This window comes from Pseudomonas sp. SAR267 (assembly GCF_052077595.1).
GTDB classification, from domain to species: Bacteria; Pseudomonadota; Gammaproteobacteria; order Pseudomonadales; family Pseudomonadaceae; genus Aquipseudomonas; species Aquipseudomonas vlassakiae.
Map to the genome: position 1 here is coordinate 5,948,421 of NZ_JBQIHU010000001.1, position 25,482 is coordinate 5,973,902.

At 57.3% G+C, this 25,482-nt stretch carries 30 protein-coding genes and 3 pseudogenes; 8 read left to right on the forward strand and 25 right to left on the reverse strand.

The window, feature by feature from the left end; all coding sequences use genetic code 11:
* Positions 1 to 26 precede the first annotated feature (26 nt).
* Positions 27 to 3,044 (forward strand): Tn3 family transposase, encoded by a 3,018-nt coding sequence (locus ACTORR_RS27930; protein ID WP_026140367.1) that lies wholly within the window; start codon positions 27 to 29, stop codon positions 3,042 to 3,044.
* Positions 3,044 to 3,406 carry a Tn3 family transposase post-transcriptional regulator TnpC gene (gene tnpC, locus ACTORR_RS27935; protein WP_017849612.1) on the forward strand — a complete coding sequence of 121 codons (363 nt, stop codon included), beginning with the start codon at positions 3,044 to 3,046 and terminating at the stop codon, positions 3,404 to 3,406. Before ACTORR_RS27930 ends, tnpC begins: the two co-directional genes overlap by 1 nt.
* Positions 3,407 to 3,699: 293 nt before the next feature.
* Here tnpC and ACTORR_RS27940 read toward each other — a convergent pair whose 3' ends face one another.
* From ACTORR_RS27940 to merT, 8 genes are read right to left on the reverse strand one after another with little or no spacing between them, the layout of a single operon-like run.
* On the reverse strand, positions 3,700 to 4,077 hold the full coding sequence (locus tag ACTORR_RS27940; protein WP_425274543.1) for a DUF3330 domain-containing protein: 378 nt from the start codon (positions 4,075 to 4,077) through the stop codon (positions 3,700 to 3,702).
* Positions 4,074 to 4,310, reverse strand: coding sequence for a broad-spectrum mercury transporter MerE (merE, locus tag ACTORR_RS27945; protein WP_017849613.1), 237 nt, complete (start codon positions 4,308 to 4,310; stop codon positions 4,074 to 4,076). The genes ACTORR_RS27940 and merE overlap by 4 nt, the downstream gene beginning before the upstream one ends.
* A complete protein-coding gene (gene merD, locus ACTORR_RS27950; RefSeq protein ID WP_017849614.1) occupies positions 4,303 to 4,665 on the reverse strand; it encodes a mercuric resistance transcriptional repressor MerD in 363 nt (120 codons plus the stop codon). Before merD ends, merE begins: the two co-directional genes overlap by 8 nt.
* Entirely contained in the window at positions 4,662 to 5,081 is a 420-nt protein-coding gene (locus ACTORR_RS27955; protein WP_017849615.1) for a hypothetical protein, read from the reverse strand. The genes merD and ACTORR_RS27955 overlap by 4 nt, the downstream gene beginning before the upstream one ends.
* 20 nt (positions 5,082 to 5,101) lie before the next feature.
* Positions 5,102 to 6,781, reverse strand: a complete 1,680-nt coding sequence (merA, locus tag ACTORR_RS27960; RefSeq protein ID WP_031633059.1) for a mercury(II) reductase — start codon at positions 6,779 to 6,781, stop codon at positions 5,102 to 5,104.
* Between the two features lie 32 nt (positions 6,782 to 6,813).
* A complete protein-coding gene (merC, locus tag ACTORR_RS27965; protein WP_003131881.1) occupies positions 6,814 to 7,248 on the reverse strand; it encodes an organomercurial transporter MerC in 435 nt (144 codons plus the stop codon).
* A 12-nt stretch (positions 7,249 to 7,260) separates the two neighbouring features.
* Complete coding sequence (gene merP, locus ACTORR_RS27970) at positions 7,261 to 7,539, reverse strand: mercury resistance system periplasmic binding protein MerP (protein WP_003131880.1); 279 nt, start codon at positions 7,537 to 7,539, stop codon at positions 7,261 to 7,263.
* A gap of 13 nt (positions 7,540 to 7,552) precedes the next feature.
* Positions 7,553 to 7,903, reverse strand: a complete 351-nt coding sequence (gene merT / locus ACTORR_RS27975) for a mercuric ion transporter MerT (RefSeq protein ID WP_017849617.1) — start codon at positions 7,901 to 7,903, stop codon at positions 7,553 to 7,555.
* A 71-nt stretch (positions 7,904 to 7,974) separates the two neighbouring features.
* On the opposite strand from merT, the gene merR reads away from it, so the two are divergent.
* Positions 7,975 to 8,415 carry an Hg(II)-responsive transcriptional regulator gene (merR, locus tag ACTORR_RS27980; protein WP_003131870.1) on the forward strand — a complete coding sequence of 147 codons (441 nt, stop codon included), beginning with the start codon at positions 7,975 to 7,977 and terminating at the stop codon, positions 8,413 to 8,415.
* Positions 8,416 to 8,577: 162 nt separating this feature from the next.
* Here merR and ACTORR_RS27985 read toward each other — a convergent pair whose 3' ends face one another.
* A complete protein-coding gene (locus ACTORR_RS27985) occupies positions 8,578 to 8,793 on the reverse strand; it encodes a co-regulatory protein PtrA N-terminal domain-containing protein (protein ID WP_017849619.1) in 216 nt (71 codons plus the stop codon).
* A 195-nt stretch (positions 8,794 to 8,988) separates the two neighbouring features.
* Positions 8,989 to 9,105, reverse strand: a pseudogene (locus ACTORR_RS27990) (type II toxin-antitoxin system RelE/ParE family toxin); the annotation flags it as partial.
* A gap of 296 nt (positions 9,106 to 9,401) precedes the next feature.
* On the opposite strand from ACTORR_RS27990, the gene ACTORR_RS27995 reads away from it, so the two are divergent.
* Together ACTORR_RS27995 and ACTORR_RS28000 are read left to right on the forward strand one after the other, a co-directional pair.
* Positions 9,402 to 10,322, forward strand: coding sequence for a tetratricopeptide repeat protein (locus ACTORR_RS27995; RefSeq protein WP_441344103.1), 921 nt, complete (start codon positions 9,402 to 9,404; stop codon positions 10,320 to 10,322).
* 238 nt (positions 10,323 to 10,560) lie between these two features.
* Entirely contained in the window at positions 10,561 to 11,406 is an 846-nt protein-coding gene (locus ACTORR_RS28000) for an AraC family transcriptional regulator (RefSeq protein WP_003464995.1), read from the forward strand.
* A gap of 29 nt (positions 11,407 to 11,435) precedes the next feature.
* Here ACTORR_RS28000 and ACTORR_RS28005 read toward each other — a convergent pair whose 3' ends face one another.
* Together ACTORR_RS28005 and ACTORR_RS28010 are read right to left on the reverse strand one after the other, a co-directional pair.
* Positions 11,436 to 11,954, reverse strand: coding sequence for a YkgB family protein (locus ACTORR_RS28005; protein ID WP_003464991.1), 519 nt, complete (start codon positions 11,952 to 11,954; stop codon positions 11,436 to 11,438).
* 123 nt (positions 11,955 to 12,077) lie between these two features.
* Positions 12,078 to 12,440 (reverse strand): annotated as a pseudogene (locus tag ACTORR_RS28010) (integrase core domain-containing protein); the annotation flags it as partial.
* Between the two features lie 158 nt (positions 12,441 to 12,598).
* Between ACTORR_RS28010 and ACTORR_RS28015 the strand changes: the two are divergent.
* Positions 12,599 to 12,853 (forward strand): XRE family transcriptional regulator, encoded by a 255-nt coding sequence (locus ACTORR_RS28015; RefSeq protein ID WP_441344104.1) that lies wholly within the window; start codon positions 12,599 to 12,601, stop codon positions 12,851 to 12,853.
* A 61-nt stretch (positions 12,854 to 12,914) separates the two neighbouring features.
* On the opposite strand, the gene istB is transcribed toward ACTORR_RS28015, so the two are convergent.
* From istB to ACTORR_RS28030, 3 genes are all read right to left on the reverse strand, one after another.
* Positions 12,915 to 13,649 (reverse strand): IS21-like element helper ATPase IstB, encoded by a 735-nt coding sequence (istB, locus tag ACTORR_RS28020; RefSeq protein WP_441344105.1) that lies wholly within the window; start codon positions 13,647 to 13,649, stop codon positions 12,915 to 12,917.
* Positions 13,643 to 15,202 (reverse strand): IS21 family transposase, encoded by a 1,560-nt coding sequence (istA, locus tag ACTORR_RS28025; protein ID WP_441344106.1) that lies wholly within the window; start codon positions 15,200 to 15,202, stop codon positions 13,643 to 13,645. The genes istB and istA overlap by 7 nt, the downstream gene beginning before the upstream one ends.
* Before the next feature lie 223 nt (positions 15,203 to 15,425).
* Complete coding sequence (locus ACTORR_RS28030; protein WP_376780120.1) at positions 15,426 to 15,608, reverse strand: helix-turn-helix domain-containing protein; 183 nt, start codon at positions 15,606 to 15,608, stop codon at positions 15,426 to 15,428.
* 99 nt (positions 15,609 to 15,707) lie between these two features.
* Here ACTORR_RS28030 and ACTORR_RS28035 point away from each other — a divergent pair, with 99 nt between their 5' ends.
* Positions 15,708 to 16,760: a hypothetical protein gene (locus tag ACTORR_RS28035; protein WP_441344107.1), complete on the forward strand. Its 1,053-nt coding sequence runs from the start codon at positions 15,708 to 15,710 to the stop codon at positions 16,758 to 16,760.
* Here ACTORR_RS28035 and ACTORR_RS28040 read toward each other — a convergent pair.
* From ACTORR_RS28040 to ACTORR_RS28065, 6 genes and pseudogenes are all read right to left on the reverse strand, one after another.
* The gene (locus ACTORR_RS28040) at positions 16,696 to 17,001 is read right to left on the reverse strand and encodes a hypothetical protein (protein WP_441344108.1); all 306 of its coding nucleotides are present in this window, start codon (positions 16,999 to 17,001) and stop codon (positions 16,696 to 16,698) included. The genes ACTORR_RS28035 and ACTORR_RS28040 overlap by 65 nt on opposite strands.
* 105 nt (positions 17,002 to 17,106) lie before the next feature.
* Complete coding sequence (locus ACTORR_RS28045; protein ID WP_441344109.1) at positions 17,107 to 17,559, reverse strand: chromate resistance protein ChrB domain-containing protein; 453 nt, start codon at positions 17,557 to 17,559, stop codon at positions 17,107 to 17,109.
* Positions 17,560 to 17,573: 14 nt separating this feature from the next.
* Positions 17,574 to 17,900 (reverse strand): rhodanese-like domain-containing protein, encoded by a 327-nt coding sequence (locus tag ACTORR_RS28050; protein ID WP_312913959.1) that lies wholly within the window; start codon positions 17,898 to 17,900, stop codon positions 17,574 to 17,576.
* Positions 17,901 to 17,910: 10 nt separating this feature from the next.
* Positions 17,911 to 19,242, reverse strand: a complete 1,332-nt coding sequence (gene chrA, locus ACTORR_RS28055) for a chromate efflux transporter (RefSeq protein ID WP_441344137.1) — start codon at positions 19,240 to 19,242, stop codon at positions 17,911 to 17,913.
* Positions 19,243 to 19,271: 29 nt separating this feature from the next.
* Positions 19,272 to 20,210 (reverse strand): chromate resistance protein ChrB domain-containing protein, encoded by a 939-nt coding sequence (locus ACTORR_RS28060; RefSeq protein WP_441344110.1) that lies wholly within the window; start codon positions 20,208 to 20,210, stop codon positions 19,272 to 19,274.
* A gap of 208 nt (positions 20,211 to 20,418) precedes the next feature.
* Positions 20,419 to 21,626: pseudogene (locus tag ACTORR_RS28065) on the reverse strand (IS3 family transposase); the annotation flags it as partial.
* A gap of 724 nt (positions 21,627 to 22,350) precedes the next feature.
* Here ACTORR_RS28065 and sdhC point away from each other — a divergent pair.
* Complete coding sequence (gene sdhC, locus ACTORR_RS28070) at positions 22,351 to 22,725, forward strand: succinate dehydrogenase, cytochrome b556 subunit (protein WP_005005993.1); 375 nt, start codon at positions 22,351 to 22,353, stop codon at positions 22,723 to 22,725.
* Positions 22,726 to 23,585: 860 nt separating this feature from the next.
* Here sdhC and ACTORR_RS28075 read toward each other — a convergent pair.
* From ACTORR_RS28075 to ACTORR_RS28090, 4 genes are all read right to left on the reverse strand, one after another.
* Positions 23,586 to 23,852 carry a hypothetical protein gene (locus ACTORR_RS28075; protein WP_003464988.1) on the reverse strand — a complete coding sequence of 89 codons (267 nt, stop codon included), beginning with the start codon at positions 23,850 to 23,852 and terminating at the stop codon, positions 23,586 to 23,588.
* Between the two features lie 169 nt (positions 23,853 to 24,021).
* Positions 24,022 to 24,303, reverse strand: a complete 282-nt coding sequence (locus tag ACTORR_RS28080) for a DUF427 domain-containing protein (RefSeq protein WP_003464986.1) — start codon at positions 24,301 to 24,303, stop codon at positions 24,022 to 24,024.
* Positions 24,304 to 24,370: 67 nt separating this feature from the next.
* On the reverse strand, positions 24,371 to 24,643 hold the full coding sequence (gene grxC / locus ACTORR_RS28085) for a glutaredoxin 3 (protein WP_005005995.1): 273 nt from the start codon (positions 24,641 to 24,643) through the stop codon (positions 24,371 to 24,373).
* A 453-nt stretch (positions 24,644 to 25,096) separates the two neighbouring features.
* Positions 25,097 to 25,482: hypothetical protein (locus ACTORR_RS28090; protein ID WP_441344111.1), on the reverse strand; the 386-nt coding region annotated here is incomplete at its 5' end.

Genomic DNA, 25,482 nt, shown 5'->3' on the forward strand with positions numbered 1-25,482 from the left:
TTTGCCTTACTTGGGGGATGAACTCAATGGCTTCGGTGGAAAGGACAGCCTACCCGCTCTTGCCCAGTCAGTTGCCAGCTAAGGAGCTGCATCGATGCTATTCCCTGTCTGATTCAGAGATCGAATGGGTCAATAACACCGCTAAGAGTCCAGCGCTATCGATTGGGCTGGCAATCCAACTAAAGGTGTTTCAGCAGCTACACTATTTTGTTCCGTTCGAGGAGCTTCCTCAGGAGCTCATCAGTCATGTCCGACAATGCCTTCGCTACGGCGCACGAATAGCTCCGCGCTACAGCAACCCCCGCACCCTTTACCGACACCAAGCGGCGGTTCGGCAGTACCTGCAGGTTACACCCTTCTATAGCAGCGACGGGCTAGCGATCACTGAGGAAATCGCACGTGACTGCGCTGTAGTGCTTGAGCAGCGAGTCGATCTCATTAATGCCATGCTTGATGAGCTGATTCAGCGTGGCTATGAGCTTCCGGCTTATTCGACGCTCAACAACATCGCAGAAACCGCTTTGGCGAGTGCTCAGGAAGTTACCTTCAACCTGATCGTGCTCCGAGCGCCAATCGAGGTGATCTACAAGCTAAAGGAGCTGCTCGACACGGATTTCGGGCGTCGGCAGAGTGACTTCAACGCACTCAAGCAGGCACCCAAGAAGCCTTCCCGCAAGCACCTGGAGGTGTTGATCGACCACCTGGCGTGGTTAGAGAGCTTCGGAGATCTGGATGCCATTCTTGAGGGGGTCGTCGATGCTAAGATCCGCCACTTCGCCACCCAAGCCGCCGCGTCGGACGTCGCCGAGCTGAAGGACTGCTCGCTGCCGAAACGCTACACACTGATGCTGGCCTTGATCTATCGGATGCGGGTGCGAACTCGGGATCACCTGGCCGAGATGTTCATCCGACGGATTTCGACGATCCACAAACGCGCCAAGGAGGAGTTGGAGCAAATCCAGGCGCGGCAACGCCAGAAGCTGGAGCAACTGGCGGCCACCCTGGATGGCGTGGTGCAGATTCTTGTTCAGGAACCGGATGACCAGGAGGCTGGCAGTCTGATCCGGGAATTCCTCTCTCCCGATGGCAACCTGGATCGGTTGCGCGAGACTTGCGCCGAAGTCCAGGCTACGGGCGGTAACAACTACCTGCCGCTGATCTGGAAGCACTTCAAGTCCCATCGCTCGCTGTTGTTCCGTCTGAGCCACCTTCTTCAACTGGAACCCACGACTCAGGATCGCTCACTTATCCAGGCGCTTCAGCTCATCCAGGACAGCGAAAATCTACACCGCGAGTGGATCGACGAGCATGTCGACTTGTCGTTTGCGTCGGAGCGCTGGGTTAAGGTCGTGCGTCGTCCTGCCAGTGAAGGGCCACCTACCAACCGGCGCTATCTGGAAGTCTGCGTGTTCTCTTACCTGGCCAGTGAGCTGCGCTCGGGTGATATGTGCGTGCTGGGGTCGGAATCTTTCGCCGACTACCGTAAGCAGTTGCTGCCCTGGGAAGAATGTTTCCATCGTCTACCGGCCTACTGCGAAAAGGTGGGGCTGCCTGGCACGGCGAAGGAGTTTGTCGCCTCCCTCAAGATTCAGCTGGAGGAAACCGCACAGCATCTGGATGAAAAATTCCCTTCTTGCCGAGGTGACGTATCGATCAATGAAGCCGGCGAACCGGTGCTACGCCGAGTGATAGCGCGGGACATCCCGCCTTCGGCCATCTCGCTACAGACGGCGCTTATGCAGCGCATGCCGGCCAGGCACGTGCTCGACATCATGGCCAACATTGAGCATTGGATTCAGTTCACTCGGCATTTCGGGCCGATGTCCGGCAACGAGCCAAAGCTCAAAGAACCGGCCGAGCGCTACCTGATGACGATCTTCGCCATGGGCTGCAACCTTGGCCCCAACCAGGCCGCACGGCATCTGGCCGGTAATGTCACGCCGCACATGCTGTCCTATACGAATCGCCGCCATCTCTCGCTTGAGAAGTTAGACAAGGCTAACCGCGAGCTGGTGGAACTCTATCTGCAACTTGACCTGCCCAAGCTCTGGGGCGATGGCAAGGCGGTGGCCGCGGACGGTACGCAGTTCGACTTCTATGACGACAATCTGCTGGCCGGCTACCACTTCCGCTATCGCAAGATGGGGGCCGTGGCGTACCGACACGTGGCCAATAACTACATCGCGGTGTTCCAGCACTTCATCCCGCCTGGTATCTGGGAGGCAATCTATGTGATTGAGGGGTTGCTCAAGGTCGACCTCAGCGTCGAACCCGATACGGTGTACTCTGACACCCAGGGCCAGTCGGCCACGGTGTTCGCCTTCACTCATCTGCTGGGCATCAATCTGATGCCGCGTATCCGCAACTGGCGCGACCTGGTGATGTGCCGGCCAGATCGCGGCGTTTCGTATAAACACATCAACCGTCTGTTCACCGACACCGCCGACTGGCACCTGATCGAAACCCACTGGCAGGATCTGATGCAGGTCGCGTTGTCAATCCAGGCCGGCAAGATTTCCTCACCTATGCTGCTGCGCAAACTTGGCTCCTACAGTCGGCGCAACAAGCTCTATCATGCCGCGCAAGCGCTGGGCAGCGTGATCCGGACGATCTTCCTACTCAACTGGATCGGCAGCCGCGAGTTGCGCCAGGAAGTCACCGCCAACACCAATAAGATCGAGTCCTACAACGGCTTCTCTAAGTGGCTGTCCTTTGGCGGTGACGTGATCGCCGAAAACGATCCGGACGAGCAACAGAAACGCCTGCGCTACAACGACATGGTGGCCTCGTCGGTGATCCTGCAGAACACCGTGGACATGATGCGCATCCTGCAGAAGCTCGCCCGTGATGGCTGGCAGTTCACTGACGACGACGTATCGTTTCTCAGCCCCTACCTAACCAGCAATGTCAAACGTTTTGGGGAGTTCAACCTGAAACTCAAACGCCCACCGGAACCCTGGATCAAGGATTCCATTTTCCAGCAGGCTGCGGGATCAATGCGTGCGAAACAGATGTCTGACAGCAACGTTGAGGTGACGAACTGATGCATATCCCGCCAGCTTCGTTCCGCGTGACACCTTATGGGGACGTCGATACCAAGGTACTCGACTCTCTGCGTGCAAGCTACGACACCGCTCAGTTGCTCAACTTGGTCGACCGGCTGGATGCCTGCCTTGCTGAAATCGGAGGGGTCGGCAGCATTCGAGAAGACTTCCTACGCCTGCATGGCATGGCCATGACGGTACTGGAAGGTTTCCCCCTCACTGTGGCTACCAGTGATGTCGACAGTATTTGGGCGCAGGCGATGGCCCTTCAAGAGGATATTTCTGCTTTATGTTCATGCTTGCAGGCGGGTTCTAAACACGTTGCTCCTTTGGCAGCGCTTGCTCCTGACTATCAGGACTAGACTATTCGTGCAAATGGGCTGCCGGCAGACTGAATACAATGGAGGTGCAGAGTAAAACTGATGCTGCAGGACTGACGAGTAACTCTATAGCATCGCTGTACTGTGGGGTGAATTTGACTCTGGGTAGCCGGTTTTGACGCCCTGTAGGCACGCTGCCATCCTCCCGGGCATCGGCCTAGATAAAACTACTGACGAAGCCTTCGGGCTTACATTAGCCACGAGCGGACTTGCATTAAATCTCAATGGACTCACGCTTTCTAAAAAAAACCAGAGCCACTTTCCAGAGGCAAAGATTAGTCGTCGTGACGGGTACTGACCTCTGGTGTGCAGGGGTGATCAGGCTCGGATGCCGCTCTCTTATCCGCGCGCGATATGAAGCGCTGATAGCATTCAAGGCCACAGAAGTGCACGACGTACTCGGTACCTTCCGGCGTCAGTGCGGCGTCAAGGGAAATTTCCTTGCAACATTCGCAGCAACTGATAGTGGGGGTGTCGTTTGCGTTCATGATGGGGTTTCTCCATCGTCCAAGAAAACCTAGTAACTCTTCCACACCTGCGATCGAACCTGCGCGCAGATCGACCTGCGGCTGGCAGTGCAGCAACAATTCCCAACGCTCCCAAGCCTGCCGCAACTCGGCAGCGGAGACCGCGCCGTGCTCCGAGCGGGTCACGCCCGCTTCCGAAAGGCCCGTAGAGCCGCTCTCAGGAAGAGGACGAAGAGAACCGTCAGCACGAGCGTCGCGAGGCTCCAATGCTCGCTGACGAAGGCCCCGGCCGCAGTCCCCGAGAGCAGTAATGCCAGCACCGGCAGATGGCAGGGGCAAGTGAGCGCGGCGAGCACACCCCACGTGTAGGCGTGCCAGCGGGGCATCTTGATTGATTCGGATTGGTTGGTATTACGCATGGGTGTGACCTTCGATGGCACGATGAGTCAGCCCGGCCAACTCCGTTTTCACTGCGTCTAAAGCTGCCAGCCGGGTCGCGATTTGCCCAAGCAAGCGGTCGATACACCCGATCACATCGGTACTATCGTCTGCATCGAGCGCTCGACAGAGCCGCGCCAATTCGTCGAGCCCGATACCGGACTCAAAGGCGGCACGTACGAAGCACAGCCGCGCCAGGGACCGCTCATCGAAAATGCCGTAACCGCTTTCCGTGCGCCGCGCGGGGTGCAGCAAGCCGCGCAGCATATAATCTCGGACTATATGGACACTGACGCCCGCGTCCTCGGCCAATCTGGATATGGAGTAGGCATTCATCGCCGACACTCCCGACCTTCACCGCAAACTGGGGCGCTCAGATATTTCCTTCCGGCTAGGCGCTCAGGTAGCCAGATGAGCAACGGTGCAGCTCCCAGAGCCAGTAGCAGCCACAACCTGGAGAGATGCTCGCCGTTTTGGTCAAACACATAAGCCAATAGCGCACCAACTGCGAGCAACAGGAAGTGAGGCCCCGTTATGTAGCAGTGAAGGCGGCGACAACGCGTGGCGTTGACCAGGCAGGCGCCGCCCATCACGGCCAGCGCGGCGCCTGCTGCCAGGAACAACGCGGGGCGTCGATTAGACAGAACAATCGCTATCGTCGCCACGACGGCAGGCAGGCCCCAGAAGCTGACCAACTGCCATGTCTTGCGTAGGCTGTCGCACCTACCGAGATCGTCTGCCGTGTTGCTCATGTTTCAACCTCCCTCTCTCATTACCCTGCGCAGCAGGACAATTGTTTGACGTCTTTGTTAAAGGTCTGTGCGGCGAGTTTCAGTCCCTCGACCATCGTCAGGTAGGGGAACAACTGGTCAGCCAATTCCTGCACGGTCATACGGTTGCGGATGGCGAGTACCGCCGTCTGGATCAGTTCTCCTGCTTCCGGGGCCACAGCCTGCACTCCCAGCAGTCGGCCGGAGCCCGCTTCGGCAACCAACTTGATGAAACCCCGCGTGTCGAAGTTGGCCAACGCGCGCGGCACGTTGTCCAGGGTCAAGGTGCGGCTGTCGGTTTCGATCCCGGCGTGCTGCGCTTCGGCTTCGCTGTAGCCGACGGTGGCCACTTGCGGATCGGTGAACACCACGGCCGGCATGACGTCGAGATTGAGCTTGGCCTCGCCGCCGGTCATGTTGATTGCCGCGCGGGTGCCAGCCGCTGCCGCGACGTAGACGAACTGCGGTTGGTCGGTGCAGTCGCCGGCCGCATAGATATCCGCTGCGCTGGTGCGCATGCGCTCGTCGATCTGGATGCCGCCGCGCTCGTCCAGCTGCACGTCGGCCGCTTCCAGGTTCAGGCCCTGGGTATTGGGCGTGCGGCCGGTGGCGACGAGCAGTTGGTCGGCACGTAACTCACCATGGTTGGTGGCCAGTACGAACTCGCCGTTGGCGTGGGACACCTGGCTGGCTTGCGTTTGCTCCAGCACTTCGATGCCCTCCATACGGAAGGCCTCCGTCACCGCCGCGCCGATGGCCGGGTCTTCGTGGAAGAACATCGCACTGCGTGCCAGGATCGTGACCTCGCTACCCAGCCGGGCGAAGGCCTGCGCCAGTTCCACTGCCACTACGGAGGCGCCGATCACGGCGAGCCGCTTAGGGATTGTATCGCTCGCCAGTGCCTGGTCTGAGGTCCAGTACGGCGTGTCTTTCAGTCCTGGAATCGGTGGAACGGCCGCGCTTGCGCCGGTGGCGACCAGGCAGCGGTCGAAGGCTACGATGTGCTCGCCACCCTCGGCCAGTTTCACGCTGAGCGTGTGGCCGTCCTGGAAACGGGCGGTGCCGCGCAGCACGCTGATCGCCGGCGTGCTCTCCAGGATGCTTTCGTACTTGGCGTGGCGCAGTTCGGCGACACGGTCTTGTTGCTGCGCGAGCAGACGTTCGCGTAGGACGGTCGGCGTCATGGCGGAAAGCCCGGCGTCGAACGGGCTCTCGCGGCGCAGATGGGCCACATGCGCGGCACGAATCATGATCTTGGAGGGCACGCAGCCCACGTTGACGCAGGTGCCGCCGATGATGCCGCGCTCGATCAGGGTGACGCGGGCACCGCCTTCCACCGCCTTGAGCGCGGCCGCCATGGCGGCGCCACCACTGCCGATGACCGCGACGTGGAGCTTGTCGCCCTCTTTCCCGGCGTCAGTGCTGCTCAACCAACCCCGTGCCTTATCGAGCAGGCCAGGACGGGCTTGTACCATGGCGTCTTCGAACGCCGCTCGATACCCCAGGGCCTCGACAGCGGCCTGCATCTGCTCACGGCTTGCGCCCTCGTCGACCTTCAGTTCGGCCTTCCCGCTGGCGTAGGAAACATCCGCCCGATGCACGCCCGGAATCTTCTCCAAGGCCTCTTTCACATGCACGACACAGGAGGCGCAGGTCATACCAATGATTTTCAGTTCGGTCATTTCGTTACTCATTAGATCGTCTCTTGTCAGGTTCACTGGTTTGGCGGCGTCGGACAGGCATCCGGCCCACAACGGCGATGAGCGGGCGACACGAGATCCCATATCGACACCCCAAACATGAGGGCCAGGCCGATATAGAGCAGCCAACCGCTCCGCCAGCCATAAGCCCGCATAAAAAATACCGCTGCCAGTACCAGGGTAGGACCGATCAGGCCGAGCGCAGTCCGTCGCCACTGCCGATGATTGAGCCAGCCGAGGGCATTGACGAGCAGAGCCAGTCCAGCAAACAGAGGCAGCAGCGTGGTGATGAACAGGCCTTCCCACTGGCTCAAAAAGCCCAGACCGAACGCGGCCCCCAGACTAGCAAGGGCGGGAAAGCACATGGCGCAGCCTATGGCAGAAATCAGCACGCCGACGGAGCCGGCTTTGTCACCGATCCGCGTGAACAGATTGAGAGGATTTGCCATCGGAAGTCCCTCCTATTGCTTGACGCTGGACGGATAGCCAGCGTCCTCGGTCGCCTTAGTCAGCGCCAGGGCATTGGTCTTGGTATCGTCGAAGGTGACGATGGCCTCGCGGTTCTCGAAACTCACCTCAGCCTTGGTCACGCCATCGACCTTGGTCAACGCCGTCTTCACCGTAATCGGGCAGGCGGCGCAGGTCATGCCCGGCACCGCCAGGGTGACGGTCTGCGTGGCCGCCCAGACGGGTGTGGCGACCAGGCTGGCGAGGGCTAAGGATGCGAGCAGTTTTCTCATGGTGAACTCCTGATCAGTAGAACAAGGGAAGGATGTAGGGGAAGCCGAGCGCGACCAGCACCAAGGCCGCCACCAGCCAGTACAGCAGCTTGTAGGAGGTACGTACCTGAGGGATGGCGCAGACCTCGCCCGGTGCGCAGGCTTGAGCGGGGCGGAAAATGCGCCGGTAGGCGAAGAACAGCGCCACCAGTGCCGCGCCGATGAAGAGCGGGCGGTACGGTTCCAGCACGGTCAGGTTACCGATCCAGGCCCCGCTGAATCCCAGTGCGATCAGAATCAGCGGCCCGAGACAGCAAGCCGAGGCGAGAATCGCCGCAAGCCCCCCGGCGACAAGAGGGGCGCGCCCGTTTGATGGTTCAGACATGCATTTCTCCTTTCGAGCATTTGATCGATGGTTTAAGGTTAGTCCCGTAGTCATGTACGGAATCAAGCGGTATGAAAAACAATTTGGAAAGCCTGACCATTGGCGCTTTCGCCAAGGCGGCCGGGGTCAACGTGGAAACCATCCGGTTCTATCAACGCAAGGCGCTGTTACCCGAACCGGACAAGCCCTACGGCAGCATTCGCCGTTACGGTGAGGCGGATGTCGCCCGGGTGAAATTCGTTAAATCCGCGCAACGGCTGGGCTTTAGCCTCGATGAAGTGGCCGGGCTGTTGAGGCTGGATGACGGTGCTCACTGCGATGAAGCGCGTGTGCTCGCCGAGCAGAAGCTTGGGGATGTGCGTGGCAAGCTCGCGGATCTGCGACGGATCGAGTCAGTTTTGGAGCAACTGGTTCACGACTGTTGTGCGAGCCACGGGACTGTTTCCTGTCCGCTGATCGTTTCGCTGCATGGGGACAACTCGGGCGTTAACCGAGGATTTCCCGTTGCGTAAGGCGCCCCTGTTGGTCGGCTTGCGCTTAGAAAAAAGCGGCGCTCAATGAGCGCCGCTGAATGGCCAAAGGAGCACTTGCAAAGGGCACAGTTTGGTATTGCTATTTGCCCTCGCGCCTCAGCAGAGTGGGCTCACGTTGCATCTGGTCGAGTAGCACAGGCTCTACTTTGCAGGCGGACAGGCGGGCTGCGCTTCGCTACGGCCTGCCGCCGTGGGGCCCAGTTGCTTAATCTCCTTGACGGTTTCCGCCACCAGGGTCGCTTCAGCCCTCTCGCGTGCAGCAATTCGCTCAATCGCTCGGTCGCTCCCGCCCTCGGCCCATACGGTGGATGACAGCAGAGTCGCACCCACTACCAGCAGCAGTCTTAGGTGTTTCATAACGGCGATCTCCTCTCGGGTTTTCGATCCACGATTCAACTCTACCTCCGTAGTTAAGTACGGAATCAAGGAGAGAGGAGATGAAGGTCCTGGATTATGGCGCTGAGAGGAAATGGCAGGGCTCCGCCATGAAGACGGCGATTGCTTCAGGGCCGTCTAGGGCTGCTGCTGGGTCGTAGTCGTAAATTTTTTCGCTCATTCTGACCTCCACTCGCTGGCGAGTTTTTTAGCCGCTTCAATATCACGGCTTTGGCTGCTTTTGTCGCCGCCGCACAACAGCAAAACGAATTCATCACCTCGCTGCTGGAAATAGGGGTTGGGGGAGCAACGGAACAGAAAGTGCACTTAAGCTCAGTCGCTGCCCCGCAAACCCTTGCAACGTCTGGATAGTTTCGAAAAACGACCGTTTTATGAAACCGTTTCCGCTATCGCGAGGAAAGGTCACCAACACCCGAAAATCAGTGCAATAAACCTTTCTCACGAATCAAAGTTCGTTAATTCGCAGTCGCTGACGAGTAAAACGAACTCTAATTCGGCTTACGTTGGTTTTCAGTTCCATTGCTCCCCAACCCCCTTTTTCGACTACAGGCAAGCCGCTACCAGTATTCGTGGCTTTCTTGATACCGGCGCTGGGGCTCGCGCTGTACCTGCATTTTGGCGCCAGCGACAAAGTCGAGCTGGTTCGTGAGTTCGCCCAGCCTCCCGGTTCACTCGCGCAAATGAACGACCGTCTGGAACGCGCGGTTAACGCCCAACCGGAGTCAGCTGAGAACGCTTATAACCTGGCCCAAAACTACATGGCTCAAGGGAGGCCCGACGATGCCGCTAGAATGTTCGAACGAACGGTGTCACTGGCCGGTCGCCGACCGGAGTTATTAGGCGAGTGGGCTAAAGCATTGTATTTCTCTAACAACAAAATGTGGTCTCCGCCAATCAAGGCGCTGACAGATGAAGCTTTAAATGGAAATCCGGGTGAGCTCCAGAGCTTGAGTCTCATAGGTCTGGCTGCGTTTGAAGAGCATCGTTACCAAGATGCTTTAAAATATTGGCATCACGCATTAGCAGAGATGGGTTCCGACCATCCGTCACACGCTGCTTTAGTACAGGCCATTGGAAAGGCAAGAAACGGTCTTTCAGCGGATGAAAAAAACAACAATTTGACGATTAACCATGTTGCTGGCTTGCCACCAACACCGCTCAAGGTACGGGTGGACATTTCCCCGGAAATTTTCGAAAAGGTCGCTTTGGATGACAGTGTGTTCGTTTTCGTACAGACGCTATCGGGCTCCAAGGTACCTCTCGCTACCATACGACTTAAGGTCTCAAGTCTGCCGGCCGAGGTGGAGTTTTCAGGCGCTGATGCAATAGTTACCAGCAACACCTTATCGCAGACAGCCGCGATTCAAGTGACTGCTAGGGTCTCTAGGGGAGGGAAGAGTAGGTCGGGGGAATGGTTGGGCCGAAGCTCGACGACATTAAATTCGAAGAGCGCTAGGCTGAAGCTTACGATCAACCTTCCGGATATCTGATCGACTGCACCGCAAAGTGCTGTTGCCAGGTACTGTAAAATAGAAGAGTGAGCACTTGATTTGCTGGTGCTTTCAAACAACGGTGTTGTTTTTTTAACAGCCGAACTGGAAAGGGAGGCTGAGCTGCTCAGTGATCACTTTATCCGTTGGCTGATTTACGCCGGCATGTTCGCTACAGGCACTGAACGACAACGCAGATGGTATGGTCTGTGCGTTCTGACTCGTCAAGGATCGGCCAATGGATCGTTTGTCTAATTTGCTCTCGCGGTTCGGCGTGCGGGCCAATCTGTTCTATGACGGCGACCTATGCGGCTCTGCATCTTACGATGGCGCCGAGCGGCGAGGTTATATCCATCTGCTTCAGGCCGGCAGCGTGACGTTGCTTGGTCCCGATCGCAAGGATTTGCAGCTCACTCGCCCTAGCTTGATTTTTATGCCACGCCCCGCCAAGCATCAATTGTTTGCGGGTGAGTCCGATGGCGCAAAGTTGTTGTGTGCTTCCATGGAGTTTGAGGGCGGAATTGATAATCCTTTGTCGGCTTCATTACCGGACTGTTTGGTGCTCGCACTCGATGATCTGCCCATGCTGGCAGACACGTTGGAGTGGATGTTTGCCGAGGCGGCAAATGTGCATTGTGGAAGGGAAGCCGCGCTTGAGCGCTTATTTGAGCTCCTAATCATTCTGTTGCTCCGTTACCTGCTCGATCATCACCAGTTGCGCACCGGAATGATGGCTGGACTGGCCGACATGCGGCTTGCCCGATCGCTTTTACAGATGCACAACTCCCCGGAACATGCCTGGTCAATAGCAGAGCTGGCCAGTGAGTCAAATATGTCACGCGCTGCGTATGCCGTGCATTTCAAGAGTGTCATCGGACAGACGCCTGCTGATTATTTGTTGAGTTGGCGAGTTAGCCTGGCTCAGAAGCTGATGCGAGAAGGGCGCTCGATTACGCTGATTGCAGCTCAAGTCGGCTACGAAAGTCCTTCGGCGCTGTCTCGCGCATTTAGACGCAAGACGGGGTTGAGCCCTCGTGACTGGTTGAAAGATCTGGCGGGGGAAAATGATGGCAAAAAGGCCTAAGGCATTACTGCCTTAAGCCATTGAAAAAATTATGCATTAATTTTACGTTTTTCCAGTTCAACCAGCGAATGGCCTGCCACAAATATCGAAACAGCAAGCAACCCTAAGTCTTTAAGCAGAAACTGACCTGGCGCAACGGAAATCGCCGGAAACCCTAAACTAGGCTCAATGACGCCCGGAGTGGAAAACATAAAGCTAAGGGTTGTGAAGAACAGGCCTGCAGACAGAGCGCCTCCTACCACGGATAGTTTGGGCGACAGCATGCGGCCTGCGATCAGAGTGCCGATCGAAATCTCTAGTATGCCGAGCAGGCTGGAGAACATGTCGACCGAAAAAATGCTATACACCCATCCCAAAAGCGGGCTGTTGCTCACCAGTGGAACCAGGCCCTCGGCCTCGTAGTGGGTAAATTTCATGCCGCCGAACCAGAAGTAAATAATAGCGAGAGCCAAGTACGCGCCATAGATACCTAGCCCCATAGTTTTGGTTCCAAGCGTTAAGTGGGCCTGTACGCTGGACTTCGAGTTTTCAATGCCTATGGTTTTCATGTCTGAGCTTCCAGTAGTGAGTGAGAGTGTGTTGGCTGCCGAACGCCGTATGCGTTGGCGATGAGATGATTATGGCTGGCATCTCCGGCGTTTTTCAAGGTAGTTGTCGCGTCAACCGTCTAACTATGCCGCTCGTTTCTCGATCTGTTGCTCTCGATCCGGGTTCAGCAGCACGGTGCCGATCGGCTCCCAGTTACGCGTCCGGCCTGACCACCGCTCCGGTTTGTTTTCCTTGGCTCGTTCGTACAGCTCATGTCGCCGGGCCAAGACCTGATGATCCAGCCCCCGATGCCGCTCTGTCGGCGTGACGAACCGGATACGGCTATGCCGATGTTCGTTGTTGTACCAGCGCATAAAATCCCTCACCCAAGCGCGTGCGGCGTCCAAACTGGCAAAACCATCCATCGGCCATTGCGGGCAGTATTTCAGTGTTCTAAACAGCGACTCCGAGTAAGGATTGTCGTTGCTCACACGCGGTTGTGGGCGCTGGTGGTTCTGACACTTTATTCCAGCGGTTCTGACCCACCCGCGCTGGAGGTTCTGATCCACCTATTCCAGTGATTGTGATCCACCGCGCTGATGATTCAGACCCACCCTATAAGCGCTAGACTTTCTTCTCCAATACTCCCTGCAGGTCGCCGCAATTGATTGAAGAAGGCAGTAAAAATCTCTATGCCGATCTCGGTTGCGCTGATGCCGAGGCAATGCAACGTAAAGCCATGCTAGTCATGCGCATCAGTGATGTTATTTCCGCCAAGGCACTTGGGCTTGCCCAGGCGTCGATGGTGATGGGTATCGACGCATTCTGCTTGGAGGCCTGGCTAAAGGGGCATTTTCGAGATGCCGACGAAACCGTACTGAATGCTTGCTTACATCGCCTAGAGATACAGCGTCACTGACTCGGTTATTTTCGCGGGCGCGAAAATAACGAAGGGGCAATGCCCCTTCGTTACCTATCGGTTATGCCTTGGCAGCTTGTTTGCGCAGGGACTCGCCCTTGAGTCCGATACGGTGCGAGCGGTGGACGATGCGATCTAGGATTGCCTCGGCCAGCGTGGCGTCGTTGAACATGCTGTGCCAGTGCTCTGTAGGGAATTGGCTGGTGATAATCAGCGAGCCGGCCTGCATGCGCTGATCGACAATATCCAGCAAGGTATAGCCCACCGTGGGCTCTACCGGAGCCAGCCCGAAGTCATCAAGGATAAGCAGGTGGACTTTGCTCAAGGCCGTTCGGTACTTGGGCAGAGAACCGTCGCCGATGGCGATTTGCAGCTCTTCATAGAGTTTCGAGGCGCTTTTGTAGATCACCGAGTATCCCTGCCGACAGGCCTGGCTACCAAATGCGCAGGCGAGCCAGCTCTTGCCTGTGCCGGTGGCTCCGGTTAGCAGCAGGTTCTGTTGCTGACCAATCCAGGAGCACCCGGCCAGACCGGCGATCACTTGCTTATCCAGACCGCGACTGCTGCGGTAGTCCACGTCTTCCAGGTGAGCGGCATAGCGCAGCTTCGCCTGCTTCAGTAGTCGAGACAGTTTGCGGTTCTCGCGTTCGCTGAGCTCACGATCCACCATCAGGCCCAAGCGGTCATCGAAGGGCAGTTCCTGCATGCGTGGCTGCTCAAGTTGGTCGCGGTACGCTTTGGCCATGCCGGACAGCTGCAGTTGCTGGAGTTTGTTTTGAGTCTGCTGGTTCAGCATGGGGAGTGATCCTTTTCATCGGCGAAGTAATGGGCACCGCGCAGGTTTTCGTGAGCAGGTGTCGAACTGGGTAGGGATTTCAGGCCAGGGCGTTTGTCGGGTTGTTCGCGTAAGATCGATTGCAGACTTTTCAGGGCGAAGGTCTTGATGGTCAGCGCGTAAGCGCAGGCTTCCTCCAGACGCGCATCGCCATGCAAGCGGGCTTCCTTGCGTAGTGCGCTGGCGGCCTTGTGTCCATTGGCAACATCGGCACGCTCGGTCAGGTGATAGTGCAAATGTCGCAGCAGTGCAGGCCCAACTCGTTCACCCCAGGCGACCAATGCGGCGGGTTCGCTGTCGGCGTAATACTGGTGGTTGGGTGGCCGGTGTTCCGGCTGCACACTGATGCCTGATACAAACTTCCGTACATGGCTGCTGACACGCAGGTGATTGTGGAAGACCTCCACGACCTCACCCGTAGCACGCACATCTACTTGCTGCTGCACCAATCGGCTCGGCACAGAGTAATGATGGTTGTCGTACTCCACCAAGTAGTCACTGCGCACCCGCACCTTGAAGCGCCAATCGGCATGCTCGTAAGCATGGATCGGTAACGACTGGAGCGCGGACTGCTCCACCTCGACGAACAGGCTGTGCCGACTACTACCAGGCTGGCGTTTGAATGGGCGCTGATTGAACGCCGGTAGCAACTCCAAGATGGCCTGATTAAGCTCCGCCAAACTGAAAAAACGGCGGTGTCGCAGGGCAGCCAACAGCCAGCGCTGAACCAGCTTCACCCCGGCCTCCACTTTGCCTTTGTCTTTGGGTTTGCGTGGGCGGGCCGGCAGAATGATGGCCTGGTAGTGGTGGGCCAGCTGCTGGTAGATCAGGTTGAGCTGGACTTCATCCTTACCATGCTTGATGACCGCCGCCTTGAGGTTGTCGGGAACCAGCAGTCGGGGCACGCCCGCGAAGAAATTGAAGGCCTGCACATGGCAATGCATCCAGTCCTCAATCCGCTGGCTCCACACTGCACAGGCGAAGGTGTAGCTGGAGTAGCCCAGCACGCCGACAAATATCTGCGCATGCCGAGGCTCCGATTGGTCGTCCAGATAGACCGGCATGGTCTTCCCGGAGAAGTCCAAGAACAGCTTATCGCCAGGCTGATGCAGCTGACGCATTGCCAGCGGCTGCTGTTGCAGGAAACTGCGGTAACTGGCCGTAAACTGCGAATAGGCGATGCCATCTGGTTCCGTGGCCCGCCACTCACGCCACAACAACTCCAGGGTGACACTTGGGTTACGCATTTCCGTATGCACCCAGTTCCAGTCAGGGCAGGCTTTCAGGCGAAAGCCATTGAACGGCTTGATACCCAAGTGGTCATAAAGTTGTTCGTCGCTCCACCCGGCCAGCTGATCTACATCGACATCGATGCTTTCCAAGTGGCGTCGTAAGCGCTTGAGGCTGTTGCGCGAAAGGCCAATGCTATGGGCGATTTCGCGGGTCGATAGCCGTGTGCCATAGTGCAAGCGCACGGCCTCGCGCAGCAGGCGCGGTTCAATCCTTACTCTCATTCACACTCCTTCTTGCCCCGTGGGTGGGGCGCTGAACGGCAGGCAATACCTGCCCTCGGCCTTGACAGCCGATAGAAGGACGCTGAGAATTCACAAGCGTTAAAGGTGCTTGCGTCATCTAGAAAAAGGCTCGGAGTTGCTGCTCCGGGCCTTTTTTGCGTCCACAGTTTTTGTTACCCGCATGACCTAATCGATAGCGTGATTTCCTGTGATTTTGTAGGCCTTAGTGATAGTGGCTAGCGGATACACCAGCTTGCACGGCCAGCCACCGCTCGACCTCCTCCTTGAGGAACAAGCGGCGGCGGCCGACGCGGAACGAAGGCGGCATAGGCAACCCCATGCTCAGCCGGTTGCGCGCCGTATGCTCAGAAATTCTGAGAATCTGACTCACCTCCATGAGTGTCATCGTTTCCACCGTTATCCCCTTGCCTGAACTGCAATATCCCGATGCCGCATGCTAGGTAGTTAGTGGATACTTAACTACTAGCCAGATTGGACACTTGATTTGCCGCTCTACCTGAACGATGAATTTCTCGACTCTTTCGTATATGAGGAAGTGGCGGTTGCCCTCTGGGCAATCAGGCTGCACGCTGCTGACATGGCCGTTACGCCTGCAATCGCGCTGCGACTGATCAAGCAGTACCTACAGCCATTGATCCCGCCCGAGCATTGCCATGTGCTTTATGAGCAGCGGGTAGCGACCTGGAATGGCATCTGGGGAATTTACGCCTCACTAGGGTCTGCTGCCGGCCAGGAAAACGATCCTCGGTTGTTCGAGGTAATGAAGGCCGTGGAACTGATCCACGCCCACACCACCTGGCTTCCGAGGGAATACACCTTTCCAACCGTTATCGAAGTCACGTACTTCCTCAGCATGTGCGGCCAACTGAAAATCCCCGTACAGGGCCAGATACGCCAGGGAGGCGGTCGGCGAGTTGATCCTTTCAGCTTCTGCACACTGTGCTGGCGACAACCATTGCCGGGGAGAAAACTCTGCGCACACCATGCTCCCAATACCCCGCTCCAGGAGGAAGTCGGTACGCAAGCCGCTGCGGCGCGCTACAAGTCAGGGGTTCGCCAGAAAGAGCAATTCGATAAGGCTGTGAATCGCATCCTGACCAAGGAGGTGACGGAGTTCCATGAAGGGCTATTCACGCCGGTGGTGCTATTACCCGAACAAGGCATTGCGGCCTGGGTAGCCGAGCGTCGCCCGCTGCTGTGGCAATTGCTTGGTGAACGGCAGCAGGAATTCAACGATGGCAATGCCGTGGGCATGCTGCTTGACCTACTGCACAGCCCTGATGGCCTGCCCCCCAAGGCCCACCAGATTTACCGACTGATCAATCAGCACTTGCATGAACATCCGCTGCTGATTTGGCCAATGCTCATACGGGCCGAGGGGTGGCACCGATGCCGAGAAGAAGTGCGGGGACAATGGGGCGGCAAACGCTCTGGTGCAGGGCGTCCTGCACAGCCAGTCATCGAGCCGTCAGCTACTTCGCCATGTACCGATCAACAACCGGGCGCAGCTCGCGGTTACGCTGAGCATAGGTATTGATGACGTGCTGGTAGGTCTTCGCGTCCGAGCCCGGCAGCGAATACTGCACGTCGAATACCTCCTGATCCAAGGCTTCCCATTCGGCGATCAGGGCCGCATCTGGCTGCGCCTGCTGGCTCTCCGCGTGGATCAAGTAGGTCAGGCTAGAGATCAAGAAGTCGAGCGTATCCTCGGCGCTTTCCAACAGCTCCAGGCATTGGCGTTGCGTAATTCCCAGCTCTTCGGCACCTGGTAAAAGCATCGCGTATCTCCTCTGAGTAAGTGCCGTGCACCACCATCACGGGGATGCACGGCCCCCCTACAGCCTGCACATCATCGTGGAACTTGGCAGCGGCTGGCAGTCGCCTCACATCTGTGGTGGCCAGTTATGCAACTCGCCCTGGCAGTCCTTGCACCAGGCATACAGGGCGTCGTACATGACCAGGCCATGGCGCAGCATTTCATGATCATCAGTGAAGGTCTGCGACAATCCCAGCGAGATGGCATATAGCCCTGCCGACTGAGGAGTGAGATCGAGCCTTGAGGTATCGGCACCACGCACTATCTGCGCCAGTTGCTGTAAAGCCAGCTCGTCCAGTTGGTACTTCTTCAAGAACGCATCGAAGCTGCACAACTCGCCTTCATGAGTGAGTTCGACACCAGGGATATCGTAAGGCGTAGCGCCTTCCTCTCGCGCCAGACGCAGCACATCGCCACTCGGCACATAGAGAAATTCCGGCGCTGTATCGATAAAACGGGCGATTAGCCAAGGACAGGCGATCCGGTCGATCTTCGGGCGTTCGCGGGTGATCCACTTCATGTAGCACCTCCTGCCTATCGGGATAGGCTCCGGGTGGGCTGGCCAGCGCTGTGCCAGCCAGCAAAACCATCGATCAAGTAGCGTGCATCCAGGCCCATGGCCTCTAGTGTGGCGGCGATGCCCTGGCTGATTTCATGCCCCTTGGCGCAATAGAGAATCACTGGTCTATCCCGTGGAACCTGATCCTTCCAGGTGAATACTTCCTCGGGGTCGCGCCAGTGTGCACCGGGGATTTCTGTGGCATCGGCAAGTCGCACGCTGGTACGGCGCACATCCAGCAGAGTGAACGTCCGATCTGCTGCCTGCCATTCCGCCAGTTCGCATATCGTGATTCTGCTCATTCTCTACCTCTCAGTTTTGCAGCAGGTGCACCACCAGTCCGGCCAACGCACAGGCCGCCAGAACCTGGATGACGCCGCGCTTGAAGCGGAACAAGGCGACGGCAGCAGCCAGCGCGATCAGTGCCGAAGGCCAGTCGAAAGTCCCCTCGAAGCCTTGCGGCCAGAGCACGTGATAACCGAAGAACAACGCCAAATTGAGGATTACCCCGACCACGGCGGCAGTGATGGCAGTCAGCGGTGCGGTGAACTTCAGTTCGTTGTGAGTCGACTCCACCAGCGGGCCACCTGCGAGAATGAACAAGAAGGACGGCAGGAAGGTGAACCAGGTGACCAAGCTGGCGGCGACAGCACCGGCCAGGAAGGCCTGATCGGCACCGAATACCTGCTGCACGTAGCCACCAACGAAACCGACAAAAGCCACCACCATGATCAGTGGCCCTGGCGTAGTTTCACCCAGGGCCAGACCGTCGATCATCTGCGTCGGGGTCAGCCAGCCGTAGTGGCCGACCGCGCCCTGGTAGACATAGGGCAGCACTGCATAGGCACCGCCGAAGGTCAGCAGCGCGGCCTTGGTGAAGAACCAGCCCATTTGTGTCAGCGTGCCTTCCCAGCCGAACAGGACGGTCAACAAGCCCATGGGCAATGCCCACAGCGCCGCGCCTATGACTGCCAGCAAGAGCAGTCGCGGCCAGCGAAAGCGCGCATGTTCCGGTGTCGGGGTGTCGTCATCGATCAGAGCCGGGCCGTAAGACTGCTTGCTAGCGCCATGCCCGCCGCCGATGCTGAACTTCTCTGGGGCGAACCTCCCACCGAAGTAGCCGATTACCGCGGCCCCCAGCACGATCAGAGGGAACGGCAGGTTGAGGGCGAATATCGCCACGAACGAGGCGGCAGCTATCGCCCACAGCCAGTTATTCTTCAGGGCGCGGGAGCCGATGCGGTGAGCGGCCTGTACCACGATGGCAGTCACGGCGGGTTTGATCCCGTAGAACAAGCCGGCCACCACCGGCACATCGCCGAAGGCGATATAGACCCACGACAGCGTGATCAGGATAAACAGCGAGGGCAGTACGAACAGCACGCCGGCAATCACGCCACCCCAGGTACGGTGCATCAGCCAGCCAATATAGGTGGCCAACTGCTGGGCCTCCGGGCCGGGCAACAGCATGCAGTAGTTCAGGGCATGCAGAAAACGGCGTTCGGAGATCCAGCGCCGACGTTCCACCAGCTCCTGGTGCATGATCGAGATCTGCCCGGCCGGGCCACCGAAACTGATGAAGCCCAACTTGAGCCAGAAAGCGAAGGCTTGCCAGAAGCTGACTGGCTGCGCCGGTAGCGCCAGTTTTTCCGCGTTCTGAGCGGCTGTTTGCGTCACGTCGAGGGTACTCCTTTGTCGAAGCTGGCCAGCAAACCGTCAAAAATGGCGGAAGCACCAGTCAGTAATTGATCATCATGGGTAAGGGTTTCGCGCAACCCGGCTAGCACGCTCTCGATGCCTGCGGCCTCTGGCGGTTGTACGCCGCCCACGTCGAGGTAGTGCACAAGTAAGCCCAGCCGTGCGATAGCGGGTTGCTCCAGCCCGAAGCTTGCCGCCAGCACCTCGAAGGTGACGCGACTTCCGACATGACTGAAGGTCGCGCCGTCGAAGTCGAAACCCAGCGCATCGGCCGGGCAATCCTCGGGACTGGCCAGCCACATAATCCTGGCCTGCGGATCGATAAAGCGGCGGATCAGCCAGGCACTGGCTAAACGATCTACCCACGGCCGCTGTCGTGTCGCCCAAGTGCGGCCCTGGTAGTCGGTTGAGCGCAGCTGGGTGACTACACCAGCCATGGCATGCGGCTCATCCGGGGACAGTGCGCGGGCGCAGGCCAGTTCCAGTTCTTGCAAAGCTTTATCCGTTTGCCGCTGTGCCTCGCCAGGGAAGAAATCGATTTCGACCAGGCTGGCGAAAGCTTTGCGGAGTTTGCGTACCTGCTTGAGCGTGTCCTGCACGGTATCGACAGTCAGGGTGTTCCGCGACTGCATGACCTCAGCCAGTACGGGCGCGTAGTCCTCGCTGCGATCAAACAGGCCTGTGAAGTTCGCACCCTCAGGCTCTTCGAAACGCAGCACATAGGCTGCCCCACCAGCTTCACGCACATCTGAGGCCAAACCATCCAAAGTGGTGCGACAGTCCTCGCGCTCAGGCATCAGATAGACACCATCACGCAGCACAGCTGCACCGGAGGCTTTCAGTGAGCGCCAAGCCCGTTGCCGAGCAGTGGCATTCTCGGTGGGCAAGGAAAGGATGAGTGCTAGCAGCATCATTATGTAGAGATACATTCAGTTATGAATAGGTCTCTACATAATGATTACTTATAAAGGAAATCGCAAGCGCTTACGTTGTACCTGCCTGCTTTCGGGGTGGGTCAGAATCATCAGCGGAGTGGATCACAACCACTGGAATGGATGGGGCAGAACCCCCAGCACGGGCGGGTCACAATCGCTGGAACTAGGTGTCAGCATCACTGGAATACACACGCGGTCGGCCCCGCGAGGGTGTGATGCCCAGGTCGTACATTTTGCTCAACAGCGTCACCGATTTCATCGGCGCTCCGTTGTCCGAGTGCAGCACCAGCGGTTCGTGTAAACACTGCTCACCGATCACGCTGCGTTGCAGCAGTGCGGCGGCTTTTTCCCCGCTTTCCGCGTCGTAGACCTCCCAGCCCACGGCCTTGCGGCTGTAAATATCCTCGATCAGATAGAGGTAGTAATACTTGCCGCGTATCGGCGAGGGCAGATACGTGATGTCCCATGACCACACCTGATTGGGTGCGTTGGCTGCGTGCGTTGTCGGTGCTGCGTGCCGTCTGGGTCGCTGTCTGCGGCCTCGATGTTGCTGTTGACCTACTGCTCGCAAGACACGATAAAACGTGGCTTCTGATGCTAGGTAACGCCCTTGATCGGCCAAGCGCGGCACGATCTGGCTCGGCGGTAGGTGAGCGTACTCCGAGCTGTTGCACAGCGTCACAATGGCTTGTCGTTCAGCCTCGCTCAGTGCATTTCGTGGCGTTGATCGTGTCACTGTCGTTCGGGCATCGGCCTGGATAACGTCTGTTTCAGTCCACCGCTGCAAGGTTCGCAGCGATAGACCGATTTCCCGGCAGGCCCTGATTTTTCGGGCTCCCGCCGCAACCGCTTCGCCCAGCCAGTCAACAAGTAACTGCCGTTCTGGCAACGATGTCAGTTGTCCTCGTTGTCGGTCCCCCAGTAGTCGTTGAGCTTTTTTCGCAGCACCAACAACGCGGCTGTTTCAGCCAGCGCCTTGTCTTTGCGGCGCAGTTCGCGTTCCAGTTCCTGAATGCGTTTCTTGTCTTTGCGCGACTGTTCACGCTCTTCTTTTTGCAGGGCCTTTTCCGATTTCTGGCCGGTGATGAAAGCTTGCCGCCAGGCTGTGATTTGTTCGGGGTAAAGGCCTTTGCGGCGGCAATACTCGCCCAGGTCGATCTCGGACAAACCGGCGGCTTCAAGCACGACAGCAAACTTGGTTTCGGCTGACCAGTTCTCGGTCAGTTGCTTGTTTTCGGACACTGCACTTCCTTCAGAACTGAGCTGCTTGCGCCAGTTGGACAAAGACATTTCGCTGACCCCTTCGCGCCGGGAAACCTCGGCCATCGACAGGTTCAGTGGGGGAAGCAGCATCTTGAGTAATGCGGCTCTGCGTTCAGGTGAATAGTACGGCACGACCAGTCTCTTTCCGCCCCCGATATGCTTTTTTAGGAAAAACCGGAGAGGCGACAACTATCCTGACACCGGGGGTCTCTAATCAAGAGGCATCAGAAAGTATTGATTTCAGTGCAGATCGTCTTGGGCGGTGCAATTCGCGATGAAGGGATCGCCGTGGAGAGCGATGAGTGCACTATTTCGATAAAGGAGTCGTTTTACATAGGTCGATGAAGCGCGTTGCGGCATCGCCTACTGTCATTTCTCAAATCTGACTATGGGGCTTGGGGCGAAGGGCGGCACTGACTAGGCTTAGAACAGCTACCAACTAGCCGCGCGGCCGCGATGCACAAAGAATGGTAACTGAGCCGTGAGTGCGGTGGGCGCCCGCATTTATTTCCAAACCCTACAGATACATCGATCTTCGACTTCAACCGGGCAGATAGCTGTTGCAGCAAGCCTATCAATCGACTTTGACGTGTTAAAGAGGATAGGTTTTCCAGGGTTGGGGAACAGCATGCCCTGCAGAACGACACACGTCACTTTTGTTAAATTAATAAGCTAGCTACCTATTGGGCATAACCTTGCAATTTGCTTCAATTTACGCACATGCACTTGCGACCTCAAAATGCAACGTAAGCCCCGAATATCTCCATTATTGTCGCCGCCAGCCTTAGTTACAGCTGCTATGATGAATGAGATCGAAAACTGAAATCCCCCACTAGAATTGTTGACTGGAGTCAAAATGAATAAAAAGCGGCCGGTTAATCTTGATATTCGAACCATTCAGCTTCCTCTCACGGCGCTTACATCGATTCTGCACCGGATTTCAGGAATTATGCTCTTTATTTTTCTGGGACTGATACTGTATATGCTGAGCAAATCGTTGGAGTCAGAAAAGGGTTTTAATGAAGTCAAGGAGATTTTTTCTTCACCTTTCGGCAAAGTTAGTTTCTGGTTGGTATACTCTTCATTTATTTATCATCTCGTAGCCGGAATTCGACACCTAGTTATGGATGTGGGTGTTGGTCATACTTTGAAAGGCAGCAATCGCGCCTCTACTATTGTTTTAGTAGTGTCGGGTGTTTTAATGGTTGCTGGCGCCGTATGGATTTGGTAGCTGTGGAGTCGTAATGCGTATTTACAAGGACTAAAAGCGTCCTTTAAAGCTAACTTGCGAAAGTATTTATAATCGACGGTTCACGCTTAAACGGTTGAATCCTTTCGGGCTTCCGAATAGCTGTTAGCTGAAAGCTATCATGAGCTAAGTTTTCTGTGCATCATCAAATGTGTTAATGGGAGCGCCATAGTACTAGGTACAAATATGGCTCTAGGACAATGTTAGATGTTTTGGATTTTGAGGCGGATCGCTCTTATCGAAGATCGTCTAATTCGCTCTGAAGCGCAGGTTTTTTGAAACTATCACCTGGTTGGCACACTGTGCGAATCAACATCAGATATGAGAAAGCCAATCAGGTGAACACTACCCTCGAGGGCTCATCTGTCCAGTTAAAGCCTCGAGTCTTTCTGGGTGCGCAAAAGACAAGAAGGTTATATGGGAAAATTATGAGGCCTGGATACCATGCGTCATGGGCGTGCCGATGCTGTGAGTGACAGAGCGAGAAGCAAGTGAAAGTCCCTGAAGTAGGGGCGGGATGCGCCCGAGTGGCATTTTTTGTCTTAAGGTAGATCGCGTAGCTGTTCTTCAGAATAATCTTCAGAGCGTTGACGACAGCCATCGCTGTGCATTCCTCAAGAATAGAATGTGTCGGAAGGGTGGCGTCATTGGTGTTAGTCATCGCTTAGGATTTCTCAATCTGGCTTACACGGGCGCCTGTACCGATATCCCCGCGGATGGCGACGTATCGATGTTGAATTCCTCGCCAGACGAAGTGCAATGAGCTGCGGCTATAGGCTTGCGCAGCCTTAGATAGCCGGCCGTCGCAGGCGCGCCGGTTGGCCGGGATCTTCTTCTGCCCGTCAGGTGTCCGGTCGGAACTCCAGCACGAACGCTACGACCTTTTCGGCGGACATTTCGCACGGCTTCAACAATGTCCTATCTGATGTAACGCGGAAGAGGTTGAAGCTGACAATGTCAGTCCCGTCCAACTCCCTGGCGAACAGACTGTTGCGACGTCCGTCCCCAGATCGCCGGACGATCAAGCTGAAACGCCGGCCTTCATAAGTCCCTTCTCTGTATCCCTCCGCAAGCTTCGCGAAAGCGGCATCGAACTCGGAATGCTCCATGTCATCCATCCTTATTGATAGAACAGAGGCGCGGCGGGTGCGAGACCGCCAGTGCCGGGTCGCGCTAAGGTGCCGGGCAGATTCCTGCAGCCGACGAGGCCCGGGGTGGGCAGGATAATTGAGATGTCGGCGCCCGCATGGCTATCAGCGAAGTCGTCCGTCCAGTCTGCTAGGCAACGTCCACGCCTTTCCAGAAAGCGATGTAATCCCGGATACCCTCGGCATCCGGAGTGGGGGCGGGATAGGTCCAAGCGGCGTTCACGTTGAGCGCGTCACCCGCGCGAACATGAAAGAAGCGCGCGGCGCCTTTGATCGGACAGACAGATGTGTGCGGGCTCATCTCAAGCAGGCTCAGGTCGACTCCTGACGGTGGGAAGTAGTGATTTCCCTCGACGATGACTGTTTCGTCGCTTGTGGCGATAGTAGTGTCTTTCCAGATGGCTGAGACCAACGGACTCTCCTTTTGTATTCATCAACCGGCGAAGGCTCGCGGGCTGGCTGCCCCAAGCCGCACCTCCTCAGGTGGCAGGCGGGTTGCGCCCGAGAAGTTTGTCGAGCTCGCCTCTGACATCGAGCGCGAATAGCTCATCGGAGCCACCGATAAGGGTGCCATTGATGAAGATCTGCGGCACGGAGCTTCGCCCCGACGCTTCCGCCATGGCCTGCCGGTGAGCCGGATCCGCCTCAATATCGAGCTCCTTCCATCGCACGCCCTTTTCCTTGAGGAGCGCCTTCGCTCGGCGGCAGAACGGGCACCAATTCGTGGTGTACAGCAATACATCAGTTGTCATATTGCATCTCCGGCAGTTGCACGCGGATCGCTGTCATGGCGTTGATCTCCAATTCGCGGCGTTCAAAGATGGCGACTGCACCTTGGCCGACATCGGAGCAGATGCTGACGATTGGCCGCTATCCAGGCGACATGGCCCAAAGTGCTTTCACCGCCAGGCAGAGGCCGCACGCGCCTCCTGTAGCGCCGAGCCGATGCTCTAAGGTAACCGAGCCTCGATTGGGACGGAAGCGGTCCCGCTCGAATCGCCCATCATGCTGGTCGAGCATATCAGGACGACGGATAGTGCAGGAACTTTCAAATTGAGCTTGATGTCGAGCCAGGTATCGCGAGCGAAGGCGTTCTAGAGGCCGGGGGGTACGAAGACTGTGTTCGGCAAAACGGTTCACGTTGATCGCCAAAGCTTCCCAGGGCGCACGTCTACGATCGGCGCGACGTGAGATAGCTCGCGCCGCTAGCCCCCGTAGCGCTCCGTCTTGATGATGGAGGCGTCCAAGCCCGCCAGCAGCGCGCTATCGGTTGCGATGTTGACGAATCCGTTAGACCCGCAGACGAACACTTGCGTCGGCTTTCCCTGAAGCCTGGTTAGAATTTCTTGGACCATCATGCCGTCGATCCGTCGCGCAAAGTCCGATGCGCGAACCGGTTTCTCGCGCGTAATCGCGAGCGCCAGGACGAACGCCGGATCGCTGATTTCGATGCAATGAAGTTCTTCTGAGAAGAGAACGTCCTCGGCGGTTCGTGCGGACAGGAGCAACGCTGTCGGAACGGCTTGGGCCAATGCGCGGCGCTGCCGGATCATTGCCATCAACGGCACGAGGCCGGAGCCTCCCCCGATCA